General features: G+C 56.9%; 9 protein-coding genes. 5 read left to right on the forward strand and 4 right to left on the reverse strand.

The features are described 5' to 3' along the window. The first annotated feature begins 30 nt into the window (after window positions 1-30). On the forward strand, window positions 31-249 hold the full coding sequence (locus QMN38_RS07190; protein WP_137379192.1) for an MbtH family protein: 219 nt from the start codon (window positions 31-33) through the stop codon (window positions 247-249). Next, the gene (gene entF, locus QMN38_RS07195) at window positions 246-4,136 is read left to right on the forward strand and encodes an enterobactin non-ribosomal peptide synthetase EntF (RefSeq protein WP_323604766.1); all 3,891 of its coding nucleotides are present in this window, start codon (window positions 246-248) and stop codon (window positions 4,134-4,136) included. Before QMN38_RS07190 ends, entF begins: the two co-directional genes overlap by 4 nt. A gap of 33 nt (window positions 4,137-4,169) precedes the next feature. On the opposite strand, the gene fepC is transcribed toward entF, so the two are convergent. The 3 genes from fepC to fepD are packed head-to-tail and all read right to left on the reverse strand — an operon-like array spanning window position 4,170 to window position 6,966. Continuing rightward, window positions 4,170-4,973: an iron-enterobactin ABC transporter ATP-binding protein gene (fepC, locus tag QMN38_RS07200; RefSeq protein ID WP_271450159.1), complete on the reverse strand. Its 804-nt coding sequence runs from the start codon at window positions 4,971-4,973 to the stop codon at window positions 4,170-4,172. Continuing rightward, window positions 4,970-5,962 carry an iron-enterobactin ABC transporter permease gene (gene fepG / locus QMN38_RS07205; RefSeq protein ID WP_323604767.1) on the reverse strand — a complete coding sequence of 331 codons (993 nt, stop codon included), beginning with the start codon at window positions 5,960-5,962 and terminating at the stop codon, window positions 4,970-4,972. The genes fepC and fepG overlap by 4 nt, the downstream gene beginning before the upstream one ends. Beyond that, the gene (fepD, locus tag QMN38_RS07210) at window positions 5,959-6,966 is read right to left on the reverse strand and encodes a Fe(3+)-siderophore ABC transporter permease (protein WP_323604768.1); all 1,008 of its coding nucleotides are present in this window, start codon (window positions 6,964-6,966) and stop codon (window positions 5,959-5,961) included. Before fepD ends, fepG begins: the two co-directional genes overlap by 4 nt. Window positions 6,967-7,075: 109 nt before the next feature. Here fepD and entS point away from each other — a divergent pair, with 109 nt between their 5' ends. Beyond that, entirely contained in the window at window positions 7,076-8,311 is a 1,236-nt protein-coding gene (gene entS, locus QMN38_RS07215) for an enterobactin transporter EntS (RefSeq protein WP_202039188.1), read from the forward strand. A gap of 61 nt (window positions 8,312-8,372) precedes the next feature. Here entS and fepB read toward each other — a convergent pair whose 3' ends face one another. Continuing rightward, window positions 8,373-9,329: a Fe2+-enterobactin ABC transporter substrate-binding protein gene (gene fepB / locus QMN38_RS07220; RefSeq protein ID WP_323604769.1), complete on the reverse strand. Its 957-nt coding sequence runs from the start codon at window positions 9,327-9,329 to the stop codon at window positions 8,373-8,375. 188 nt (window positions 9,330-9,517) lie between these two features. Here fepB and entC point away from each other — a divergent pair, with 188 nt between their 5' ends. Both entC and entE read left to right on the forward strand, forming a co-directional pair. Then, window positions 9,518-10,693 (forward strand): isochorismate synthase EntC, encoded by a 1,176-nt coding sequence (entC, locus tag QMN38_RS07225; protein ID WP_271450163.1) that lies wholly within the window; start codon window positions 9,518-9,520, stop codon window positions 10,691-10,693. A 54-nt stretch (window positions 10,694-10,747) separates the two neighbouring features. Next, window positions 10,748-12,358 carry a (2,3-dihydroxybenzoyl)adenylate synthase EntE gene (gene entE / locus QMN38_RS07230; RefSeq protein WP_323604770.1) on the forward strand — a complete coding sequence of 537 codons (1,611 nt, stop codon included), beginning with the start codon at window positions 10,748-10,750 and terminating at the stop codon, window positions 12,356-12,358. The last annotated feature ends 5 nt before the right edge of the window (window positions 12,359-12,363 follow it).

Raw genomic sequence — 12,363 nt, forward strand, 5'->3', positions numbered from 1 at the left:
CCGGACGATGTTCCACGACAGGAGTTGAGTATGGAATTCAGTAACCCCTTCGATAACCCGCAGGGACAGTTTTACATTCTGCAAAACCCACAACGTCAATTCAGCCTCTGGCCTCAGCAGTGTTCACTTCCTGCTGGCTGGACGGTTGCGTGTGAACCGCAGTCGCAGGAAGTCTGCCAGCAATGGCTGGATGCGAACTGGACCACGCTGACGCCAGCGAACTATGTCGATGTACAGGAGGCGCAATGACTCAGCGCTTACCCTTAGTTGCGGCCCAGCCAGGGATCTGGATGGCAGAAAAGCTCTCCACATTGCCCTCGGCGTGGAGCGTTGCACACTATGTCGAATTAACCGGTGAACTGAATGCACCACTGCTGGCAAAGGCGGTCGTGGCCGGTCTGGAGCATGCGGATACCCTGCGGATGCAGTTCACTGAGGATAACGGTGAAATCTGGCAATGGGTTGATCCTACGCTCACCTTTGCTGAACCTGACATACTCGATTTACGCGATGAGTCCAGTCCGCACGAGGCGGCACGCGCGTTGATGCGGGCGGATCTGCAACAGGATCTTCGCGTTGACGGCGGCAAGCCGTTGGTCTTCCATCTGCTCATTCAGGTGGGAGATAAACGCTGGTACTGGTATCAACGCTATCATCACTTACTGGTTGATGGCTTTAGTTTCCCAGCTATTACCCGCCAGATTGCTGCAATTTACACAGCGTGGCTGCGCGGTGAATCCACGCCAGCCTCGCCATTTACGCCGTTTGCCGAGGTCGTGGAAGAGTATCAACAGTATCGTCAAAGCGATGCCTGGCAACGTGATCGCGCATTCTGGGCTGAGCAACGCCAACAACTGCCGCCGCCGGCTTCATTGTCGAACAAACCGCTGCCGGGTCGCTCAGCCAGCGCGGATATTATTCGGATGAAGTTAACGGCACCTGAAGGTTCATTCCGCCTGCTTGCGTCGCGTATGCCAGATGTTCAGCGTGCGGATCTGGCGCTGGCGCTGGTTGCATTGTGGCTCGGTCGTTTATGCAGCCGAATGGACTATGCCGCCGGGTTTATCTTTATGCGCCGCATGGGATCAGCGGCGCTTACCGCTACCGGACCGGTGTTAAATGTCCTGCCCTTTGGTGTGAGACTTGATGCAGCAGAAAGTCTCCCTGTGCTTGCGCAACGACTGGCCAGCCAGATGAAGAAAATGCGCCGACACCAGCGCTATGATGCCGAACAAATTGTCCGTGACAGCGGGCGTGCGGCCGGGGCTGAACCGCTGTTTGGCCCGGTGCTGAACGTGAAGATCTTTGACTATCAGTTGAATATTCCTGGCGTGCAGGCACAAACCCATACGCTGGCGACGGGGCCGGTTAACGATCTGGAACTGGCGCTGTTCCCGGATGAAAACGGTGGGCTGAGCATTGAAATTCTGGCGAATAAGCAGCGATATAACGCCGCTACGTTGGCACAACATGCTTCGCGTTTAACGGCGCTTATCGCGCAATTTGCCGCAAATCCGGCGCTACGCTGCGGTGATGCAGAGATGCTGCTGGCGTCTGAGCACGAACAGCTGGCGACAATTAATAATACGGCAGTGACGATCCCTTCCACCACATTGAGTGCGCTGGTGGCTGGGCAAGCCAGCAAAACACCGGATGCGCCGGCGCTGGCCGATGCCCGCTATCAGTTTAGCTATCGCGAAATGCGTCAGCAGGTGGTGGCACTGGCAAAATTGCTGCGCGAACGCGGTGTGCGCCCTGGGGACAGTGTGGCGGTTGCCTTACCGCGCTCCGTTTTCCTGACGCTGGCGCTGCACGGTATCGTCGAAGCGGGGGCCGCCTGGTTACCGCTGGATACCGGATATCCGGATGATCGCCTGCGGATGATGCTGGAAGACGCTAAACCTACGTTGCTTATCACCACTGATGAACAACGGGTTCGTTTTAGCGATATCCCTGGGCTGGAAAGCTTGTGCTACACCGCGCCGCTACCAGAGCAAGATGACACACCATTAGCATTATCACGACCAAATCATACGGCCTATATCATCTTCACCTCAGGCTCGACGGGCAGACCAAAAGGGGTGATGGTGGGGCAAACCGCCATCGTTAACCGCCTGCTATGGATGCAGAATCACTATCCGCTGACAGTCGACGATGTGGTGGCGCAAAAAACGCCATGCAGTTTTGATGTTTCGGTCTGGGAATTTTTCTGGCCCTTCATTGCCGGCGCAAAACTGGTGATGGCTGAACCAGAGGCACATCGTGACCCGCTGGCGATGCAACAGTTCTTCGCGAGGTTTGGGGTAACGACAACGCACTTTGTACCGTCGATGCTGGCGGCGTTTGTGACCTCACTGACGCCAGAAACGGCGCGGGAAAGCTGCTCCACGTTGAAACAGGTGTTTTGTAGCGGTGAAGCGCTGCCGGCAGAGCTGTGCCGCGAATGGGAGCAACTGACCCACGCGCCGCTGCACAATTTGTATGGGCCAACCGAGGCGGCGGTAGATGTCAGCTGGTATCCAGCCTGGGGTGAGGAACTCGCTGCCGTGACCGGCAACAGCGTACCCATCGGCTATCCGGTCTGGAATACCGGTTTGCGGATCCTCGATGCCATGATGCGTCCAGTGCCCATTGGTGTCGCCGGTGATCTGTACCTGACGGGGATCCAACTGGCGCAGGGATATCTCGGCCGACCAGATCTGACGGCGAGCCGTTTTATTGCCGATCCCTTTAACCCTGGCGAACGTATGTACCGTACCGGAGACGTGGCGCGCTGGCTGGAAAATGGTGCGGTGGAATATCTTGGGCGTAGTGATGACCAGCTAAAAATCCGTGGGCAGCGTATTGAACTGGGCGAGATTGATCGGGTGATGCAGCAGTTGCCAGATGTTGAGCATGCTGTTGCCCATGCCTGCGTATTCAATCAGGCGGTAGCGACAGGCGGCGATGCGCGCCAGTTAGTGGGCTATCTGGTGTCACAATCGGGTTTACCGCTGGATATTCCGGCATTGCGCGAGAATCTGCGCGCAACCCTGCCTGCACATATGGTACCGACAGTGCTGCTGCAACTGGCGGAGCTTCCGCTCAGCGCCAACGGCAAGCTGGATCGTAAAGCGTTACCGATGCCACAACTGACGTCACGTCAGGAAGGGCGGGCGCCGCGAGCAGGGACTGAAACCACGATTGCTCAGGCGTTTACGGCCTTGCTGGGTTGTGAGGTCAATGATGTTGAAGCGGATTTCTTTGCGCTTGGCGGGCATTCTCTGCTGGCGATGAAGCTGGCGGCACAATTGAGTCGCATTTTTGCGCGCCAGGTAACGCCTGGGCAGATTATGGTGGCTTCGACCGTCGAACAGCTCAGCGCATTGCTGGATAGCAATGATGACGAGCAGTCGCAACGGCTGGGATTTGAAACGCTGCTGCCGCTGCGTGAGAGCGATGGGCCTGTGCTGTTCTGCTTCCATCCGGCATCGGGTTTCGCCTGGCAGTTTAGCGTGTTGTCGCGCTACCTTCCCCCACAGTGGTCGATTATGGGTATCCAGTCGCCGCGACCGGATGGCCCGATGCAGACAGCAGAAAACCTGGATGCGGTGTGCGAACAGCACTTGGCAACGTTACTTCGCCAGCAACCTCATGGGCCTTATTATCTGATTGGGTACTCGTTGGGCGGTACGCTGGCACAGGGCATTGCTGCCCGATTACACGCGCGCGGAGAAACGGTCGCGTTTCTCGGTCTGCTGGATACCTGGCCGCCGGAAACGCAAAATTGGTCGGAAAAAGAGGCCAATGGACTCGACCCGGAAGTGTTGGCGGAAATTGATCGTGAGCGGGAGGCGTTTCTGATGGCTCAACAGGGTAATGCGTCCGACGCATTGTTTAGCGCTATCGAAGGTAACTACGCCGATGCGGTTCGACTGCTGAGTACGGCACATAGCGTACCTTTTGCGGGACACGCGACGCTGTTTGTTGCTGAACGCACGTTACCGCCGGGAGTCAGCCCGGAACGCAGTTGGTCGCCGTGGATTTCCAGTCTGGATGTTTATCGCCAGGACTGCGCGCACGTCGATATCATTACGCCGATGGCTTTCGAGAAGATTGGGCCAGTCATGCGTGACGTGCTCAAAGATATCCAATAAATGGACTCGCCACCTCTGCGGAGGTGGCACGATTTACCTGTTTGCTGTACGTCCTAGCGGGACCACTAACGGCGTTCCGGCAACCGGATCGTCGATAATCATACACCGCAGCCCATAGATTTTTTCAATGAGCTCTGCTGTGACAATCTCTTTCGGCGCACCCTCGGCAACGATCTTTCCATCACGAAGTGCAATCAGATGAGTGGCATAGCGACATGCCTGATTCAGATCGTGCAGAACAGCGGCCAGCGTGTAACCTTTCTCCCGGTTTAGCTCACTCAGCAGCTCCAGCAGATCAATCTGATGGCTGATATCCAGCCAGGTGGTCGGTTCGTCGAGCAGCATAATCGACGTTTCTTGTGCCAGCACCATCGCTATCCACGCGCGTTGGCGTTGACCGCCGGAGAGGGTATCCACACTTTGCGCCGCCAGATGCGTGATCCCCGTGGCCTGCATCGCGTGGGTTACCGCGATTTCATCTTCTTTACGCCAGCGGGTAAATAAAGGTTGATGTGGGTAACGCCCACGAGCAACCAGCTCCTGCACGGTAATATCGCCTGGCGTGGTGGCATTTTGCGCCAGCAGACCAATTCTGCGTGCGACCTCTTTGCTGGGGTAATGTTGAATATGTTCACCATCGAGCCAGACGTTGCCGTGCGCGGGCGTCATCAGACGACTCAATGTACGCAGCAGCGTGGACTTTCCACAACCGTTGGGTCCAATAATGGCAGTGAAGTGACCATCGGGGATCGCGACATTAAGGTTTTCCGCCACGGTAAATTTGCCATAACCCAGCGTTAACTGGTCGCCACGCAAACGGGCTACTGATTCGGTCATTTTTTGCGGGACTCCTGAATTAACAAGACGATAAGGTAAATACCGCCGAGGCTTACGGTGACAACGCCAACCGGAAGCTGATAAGGCATAAAGAGCTGCTGAGCGCATAAATCGGCCATCAGCAGTAACAGGGCACCGCACAGCGCCGACTGCGTTAATCCCCAACGTGCCGTGCCGCTAAGCCGACGCGCGATATGTGGGGCCACCAGGGCAATAAACGAGATAGGGCCTGCCAGCGCGGTGGCCGCAGCGGTCAACACCACTGCGACCAGCATCATCATCAGACGTGAGCGTTCAACGCTGACACCAAGCGCACAGGCGCTGTCATCACCCATTTCCAGTAAACGCAGGCGACGTACCAACAGCGTGGCGCACCCCAACATCACGATAATCAGCGGCGCAGAAGGCCAGGTCTTCGCCCAGGTCAGACCGTTGAGCGATCCGGCGTTCCACAGCCCGGCGGTCAGCGCGGTTTCTAAGGACGCTTTCAGCAGCAGCCAGGTATTGAAGGCCACCAGCATAGCGCGAATGCCGATCCCGATGATGATCAGTCGGAAGGTGTCGATGCCGTTGCGCCAGGCCAACGCCCAGACTACCAGCGAAGTCAGGATCCCACCGAGCATGGCCGCCAGCGCGATGGCGGTAAGATGCTGACCAAACAGCACCATTGCGACCAGTACGCCACTCCAGGCACCGGTATTGAAACCCATCACGTCCGGGCTACCCAGCGGGTTGCGCATCAATGACTGGAATATCGCGCCGCTAACGCCCAGCGCCGCGCCAATCAGCAGCGCCATCAACACGCGTGGTAAACGCCACTCGGTCACCACCAGCGTAATGCTACGCGGTGCATCGCCGAGCAGGGCGGCAATAATTTGCTGGGTCTCGAGCATAACGGCACCGCTGCGCAGGCTCCACAATCCAACGGCCAGGCAACCGACGACCAGCAGCAGACAACTGATAATCAGGCGACGGGAGAGATGCATCATGCGCCACCTCCGCGCGGTTTGCGGCGTACCAGGAAGATGAGAACCGGCGCGCCGATAAACGCGCTGACGACCGAGACGCGCAGTTCGCCGGGCACAATCAGACGACCGATGATATCGGCTATTAGCAGCAGAGAAGGGGTGGCCAGCAGAGTGACGGGCAGCGACCAGCGATGATCTGCGCCCACCAGCCAGCGTGCCATATGCGGCATCATCAGGCCGATAAAGGCGATAGGGCCGACGATGGCGGTCGCACTTCCGCACAGTACGGTAATCACTAACAGGCCGATAAACTGGGTACGCGCAACTTTGCTGCCCAACGCCGTTGCGGTGTCGCTTCCCAGACTGAGGCTATTCAGACCACGGCTAAGAAACAGCGCGACAGCACCGGCAATCAGGACCGGGACCAGCACGACTTTCAGCGTCTGCAGGCTGCGGATATCCAGTGAACCGGCTTGCCAGAAACGCAACTGGTCGTAGACATCCGGGTTGAGCAGGGCGATGCCGGTGGATAATCCTTCCAGAACAGCACCCAACGCAACACCGGCCAATGTCAGGCGTACCGGGCTGAGCTGTCCGCCGCCCTGACTACCGGTAAAAGCCACAATCAGTGAGGCTGCGAGAGCCCCGGAAAAAGCCATTACCAGTTGTTCTTGCGGGGAGGAAAAGCCAAACAGCGACGCGCCTAAAACAATCGCGAAGCTGGCCCCGGAATTGACGCCAAGAATACCCGGATCGGCCAGCGGGTTACGGGTGAGCGTTTGCATCAGCGCACCCGCCAGGCCCAGCGCCCCCCCTGCGAGGAGCCCTGCCAGCGTACGCGGGAGTCGCGCGTCCAGCACGATGGTGCAATCGGCGCTTTGACAACTGCCGGTGAGTGCATCAAATACCACGGAGGCGGGCAGCGACTTTGCGCCAATAACCAGACTTAATGCCGTGGTGAGAACAAGGAGTAACAATAGTCCGGGCACGGCGAAGGCGCGTGTCGCGGAAACAGAGCATGACATATCAACTTCCCTGATAATGATAGTAATTATCGTTATCGATCTTATTTGGATATGTTAGCATGTGCAGCCATTGAATGGATATTGAAAAAGTACCTGGTAAGGCTCTGTAATGAATCGACAATCCTGGCTGCTTAATCTCAGCCTGTTAAAGACCCATCCTGCATTTCGCGCTGTTTTCCTCGCCCGTTTTATTTCCATTGTCTCTCTGGGGCTATTGGGGGTTGCGGTCCCGGTACAGATCCAGATGATGACCCAGTCGACCTGGCAGGTGGGTTTGTCGGTTACGCTGACCGGGAGCGCCATGTTTATTGGTCTGATGGTGGGTGGCGTACTGGCCGATCGCTATGAGCGCAAAAAGGTGATCCTGCTGGCCCGCGGAACCTGTGGTATCGGTTTTATTGGCCTGTGCCTGAACGCGCTGCTACCCGAACCGTCATTGTTGGCTATCTATGTTCTGGGTTTATGGGATGGCTTTTTTGCCTCGCTGGGTGTCACTGCGCTACTGGCAGCGACACCTGCGCTGGTCGGGCGTGAAAATCTGATGCAAGCCGGGGCGATTACCATGCTGACGGTGCGTCTGGGATCGGTGATTTCGCCAATGCTTGGTGGGGTGCTGCTGGCGACCGGGGGCGTGGTCTGGAACTACGGCCTGGCGGCGGCGGGTACATTCATTACCTTGCTGCCATTGCTGAGCCTTCCCGCGTTACCACCTCCGCCACAACCGCGTGAACATCCGTTGACATCGCTGGTGGCGGCGTTCCGTTTTCTGTTCGCCAGCCCGCTGATTGGCGGCATTGCGCTGCTCGGTGGTCTGTTGACCATGGCGAGCGCTGTGCGCGTGCTGTACCCGGCACTGGCGATTAACTGGCAGATGTCGAGCGCTCAGATTGGGTTACTGTATGCGGCTATTCCCCTGGGCGCGGCCATCGGTGCTTTAACCAGCGGGCAACTGGCACACAGCGTGCGTCCTGGTCTGATTATGCTGGCATCAACTGTGGCCTCTTTCCTGGCTATCGGCCTGTTCGGCCTGATGCCGGTCTGGGAGCTGGGCGTTGTTTGTCTGGCGCTGTTTGGCTGGCTGAGTGCGGTCAGTTCTTTGTTGCAGTACACCTTGTTACAGACGCAGACGCCGGAAGCGATGCTCGGGCGAATTAACGGTTTGTGGACTGCGCAGAACGTAACCGGTGATGCGATTGGCGCGGCGCTGTTAGGGGGGCTGGGGGCGATGATGACGCCTGCGGCCTCGGCAAGCGTCAGTGGGTTTGGGTTGGTGATTGTCGGTCTGTTGCTGCTGCTGTTGTTAAGCGAGCTTCGTCGTTTCCGACAGATACCTGTGAATGCCTGATAGCCTTGTGTTCAATGGTTTGTAAGCCGGATAAGGCGTTAGCTGTATCCGGCGAAAGCCATTAAAAGAGTGCTGACAGACGTTGCAGCAGTAGCGTCGCGCTGTAGTAATCCAGACGGAAGGTTTCAGTCCCCAACGCATAAACGCGTTTGTTTTGCACGGCAGGCAGATGTGCCAGCAGTGGGTTAGCGTAAATCGCCTCGGCATCTTTGCTGTCGCCTGCAAACAGGAACAGCGCTTCACCGTTAAGGCCAGCCGCCAGATTCTCACCACCAAGCTGGATAATGTCGTGACGTTTACCCTGGCTCTGGCTGGTATGTAGTCCGGCAGGTAGCGGCGCCAGCGTGAAACCGAGCTGTTCCATCAGCTTGCCTTGCGCGGACTCTGGCGTCCACAGGTTGGCGCTGTGCGCGGCTGCGGTATACACCAGCGCGCTGACCGGCTGTGGCGGCAGGGTGATACGTTGCTTGACCGCGAGCAGTTGCTTATCAAACTCAGCAATACGCGCCGCTGCCTGTTGCTCCTGCCCGGTGATTTCACCTAATTGTGTCAGCAGTGACTGCCAGCTTTTGTCGTCGTAATTAATGATAAGCGTCGGGGCTATGGTGGACAGTTGATCGTACAGCGCAAGCGCGGAGTCTCCCCCGGTGGCGCTGACCAGAATCAGGTCCGGCATTTGTGCTGCAACGGCTTCGGCGCTCGGCTCGCCAATATACAGGCGGCTCAGTTTGCGTGCTTTGGCGACGTCGCTCCACTGGCGTAAAAAGCCCTGAGCGTCACCGATACGGTTATTCGGTGTCGTGGCACCGCTGGCAATGATAGGCGCATCAATGGCGAGCAGAGAACCGGTGAGCGTGACGCTGGTGGAAACAATGCGCAGTGGCTTATGTTCCAGCGTGTGCGTGCCACGACTGTCGGTAACCTGGCGTGGCCAGTCAGCGGCATGGCTTAAAGAAATTCCTGAAATAGCGAGTCCAGCCAGTAACAGCGCAGTGCGGTAAAACGCGGGAAATCTCACAAATAAGCTTCCTGTTATCAATGTAGTTAATGCTTCTCATTTTCATTGTTACGCGTCAGGGATGCAAGCCTAAGTCGCACATTGTGTTACCACAAGAGTTGACATACCGACGCTTTGCTTTTAGGTTAGCGACCGAAAATATAAATGATAATCATTATTAGAGCCTTTATCATTTTATGGAGGATGATATGGACACGTCACTGGCCGAGGAAAAAACGCAGACTATGGCAACTCTCGCTCCCGACAGTTTTTTCTTTATGTCGCCGTATCGTAGTTTTACGACGTCAGGATGCTTCGCCCGCTATGCGGAACCGGCAATTGATGGTGATTCACCAGACAGCCCTTTCCAACAGAAAATGCACAAACTGTTTGCGCAGGCCAAATCGCAGGGCATCGCAAACCCCATTATGGTAGGGGCCATTCCCTTTGACACCCGCCAGCCCTCGTCGCTGTTTATTCCCCAATCATGGCAAAGCTTCTCGCGCACGGCAAAGCAGCAATCAGCACGTTACTTTACTGCCCATCAGTCGCTGAATGTCGTTGAGCGTAAGTCGATTCCTGAGCAGGACTTTTTCGAAGATATGGTCGCCAGAGCAGCGGCGCTGACGGCAACGCCGGAAGTCGACAAAGTGGTGCTGTCTCGCCTGATTGATGTGACCGCCGACGCCAATATCGACAGTGGTGCGCTGCTGGAGCGGCTGATCGCGCAAAACCCGGCAAGCTACAACTTCCATGTGCCCATCGACGATGGCGGTGTACTGATCGGCGCCAGCCCGGAATTGCTGTTACGCAAAGAAGGCGACCATTTCAGTTCGCTGCCGCTGGCGGGATCTGCGCGTCGCCAACCGGACGATGTTCTGGACCGGGAGGCGGGGATCCGTCTGTTAGCTTCCGAGAAGGATCGCCATGAACACGAGCTGGTCACCCAGGCGATGAAAGCGGTTCTGCGCGATCGCAGCAGTGAGCTGCAACTTCCTTCGTCTCCGCAACTGGTCACCACGCCCACGCTCTGGCATCTCGGTACCCCGTTTGAAGGTAAAGCCAATGCCCAGGAAAACGCACTGACGCTGGCTTGTCTGCTGCATCCAACACCGGCGCTAAGTGGCTTCCCGCATCAGGTTGCTCAGAAACTGATTGCTGAACTGGAGCCGTTCGATCGCGAACTTTTCGGCGGCATTGTTGGCTGGTGTGATTCGCAAGGCAACGGCGAATGGGTGGTGACGATCCGCTGTGCGAAACTGCTGCGTAATCAGGTACGTTTCTTCGCCGGAGCCGGCATTGTGCCCGCCTCGTCACCGATTGCGGAGTGGCGTGAAACGGGTGCCAAGCTATCCACCATGTTGAATGTTTTTGGACTGCATTAAGCGCCTGGTCTACCAGGCTATTCAGGCCTTATCGACAGGCTCTAAGGAGCAATAATGAGTATTCCTTTCACCCGTTGGCCGGAAGAGTTTGCCCGCCGCTACCGTGAAAAAGGCTACTGGCAGGATTTGCCGCTGACCGACATTCTGACCCGCCATGCCGATAGCGACCATACGGCGGTGATTGACGGGGAACGCCATCTTAGCTACCGCCAGTTAAACCAGGCGACGGATAATCTTGCCTGCAGCCTGCGTCGTCAGGGGCTCAAACCCGGCGAGACCGCACTGGTGCAATTAGGCAACGTGGCTGAGTTGTATATCACTTTCTTTGCACTGCTCAAACTGGGCGTAGCCCCCGTATTGGCACTGTTTAGCCATCAGCGCAACGAACTCAACGCCTACGCAACGCAAATCAAACCGGTGTTACTGATTGCCGATCGCCAGCATGCGTTATTCAGTGGCGATGATTTTCTGAATACCTTTGTTGCCGAACACAATTCAGTGCGCGTGGTTCAGTTGCTCAATGATGACGGCGAACACAATCTGCAAACGGCAATAAGCCAACCCGCAACGGCGTTTACCGCGACACCATCACCGGCTGATGAAGTGGCTTACTTTCAGCTTTCCGGCGGCACGACCGGGACGCCAAAGCTGATTCCACGCACCCACAATGATTACTACTACAGCGTGCGCCGTAGTAACGAGATTTGCCATTTCACCGCTGAGACCCGCTATTTATGCGCGATCCCGGCCGCGCATAACTACGCCATGAGTTCGCCTGGTGCGCTGGGCGTTTTCCTCGCGGGGGGAACTGTGGTGCTGGCGGCAGACCCGAGTGCGACGTTGTGCTTTCCGTTGATTGAACAGCATCAGGTAAACGTGACGGCGTTGGTACCGCCAGCGGTGAGTCTGTGGCTGCAGGCAATTCAGGAGTGGGGTAGTAACACACAACTGGCTTCGCTGAAACTGTTGCAAGTGGGGGGCGCACGGCTTTCGGCTTCGCTTGCCGCTCGCATACCGGAAGAGATTGGCTGCCAGTTGCAGCAGGTCTTCGGTATGGCGGAAGGGCTGGTGAACTATACCCGTTTGGATGACAGCCCGGAGCGCATTATCAATACCCAAGGCCGGCCGATGTGCCCTGACGATGAGGTCTGGGTGGCAGATGCTGACGGGAATCCGTTACCACAGGGCGCGACGGGACGCCTGATGACGCGCGGTCCGTACACTTTCCGCGGTTACTTCAATAGCCCTGAGCATAACGCCAGCGCGTTTGATGCTAACGGATTCTATTGCTCTGGTGATCTGATCGCCATCGATCGGGATGGTTACATCACGGTGCAGGGACGAGAGAAAGATCAGATCAACCGTGGCGGAGAGAAGATCGCCGCAGAAGAGATTGAAAACCTGCTGTTGCGGCACCCAATGGTGATCCATGCCGCATTGGTCAGTATGGACGATGAGCTGATGGGCGAGAAAAGTTGCGCCTGTCTGGTGGTTAAAGAGCCGCTGCGTGCAGTACAGGTCCGTCGTTTTCTACGCGAACAGGGCGTGGCGGAATTCAAATTGCCGGACCGTGTCGAGTGCGTTGAGTCATTGCCGCTGACCCCGGTAGGCAAAGTGGATAAAAAACAATTACGTCAGTGGCTGGCATCACGTTCACCGGCCTGAAGGAG

Source organism: Citrobacter sp. R-1.5.2, assembly GCF_035064245.1.
Taxonomy (GTDB): Bacteria; Pseudomonadota; Gammaproteobacteria; order Enterobacterales; family Enterobacteriaceae; genus Citrobacter.

Excerpts from the sequence above, each read along its gene's own strand:
- entF (WP_323604766.1), top strand. The coding sequence starts at position 246 with ATGACTCAGCGCTTACCCTTAGTTGCGGCCCAGCCAGGGATCTGGATG.
- fepG (WP_323604767.1), bottom strand. The coding sequence starts at position 5,962 with ATGATGCATCTCTCCCGTCGCCTGATTATCAGTTGTCTGCTGCTGGTC.
- entC (WP_271450163.1), top strand. The coding sequence starts at position 9,518 with ATGGACACGTCACTGGCCGAGGAAAAAACGCAGACTATGGCAACTCTC.
- fepC (WP_271450159.1), bottom strand. The coding sequence starts at position 4,973 with ATGACCGAATCAGTAGCCCGTTTGCGTGGCGACCAGTTAACGCTGGGT.
- QMN38_RS07190 (WP_137379192.1), top strand. The coding sequence starts at position 31 with ATGGAATTCAGTAACCCCTTCGATAACCCGCAGGGACAGTTTTACATT.
- entE (WP_323604770.1), top strand. The coding sequence starts at position 10,748 with ATGAGTATTCCTTTCACCCGTTGGCCGGAAGAGTTTGCCCGCCGCTAC.
- entS (WP_202039188.1), top strand. The coding sequence starts at position 7,076 with ATGAATCGACAATCCTGGCTGCTTAATCTCAGCCTGTTAAAGACCCAT.
- fepD (WP_323604768.1), bottom strand. The coding sequence starts at position 6,966 with ATGTCATGCTCTGTTTCCGCGACACGCGCCTTCGCCGTGCCCGGACTA.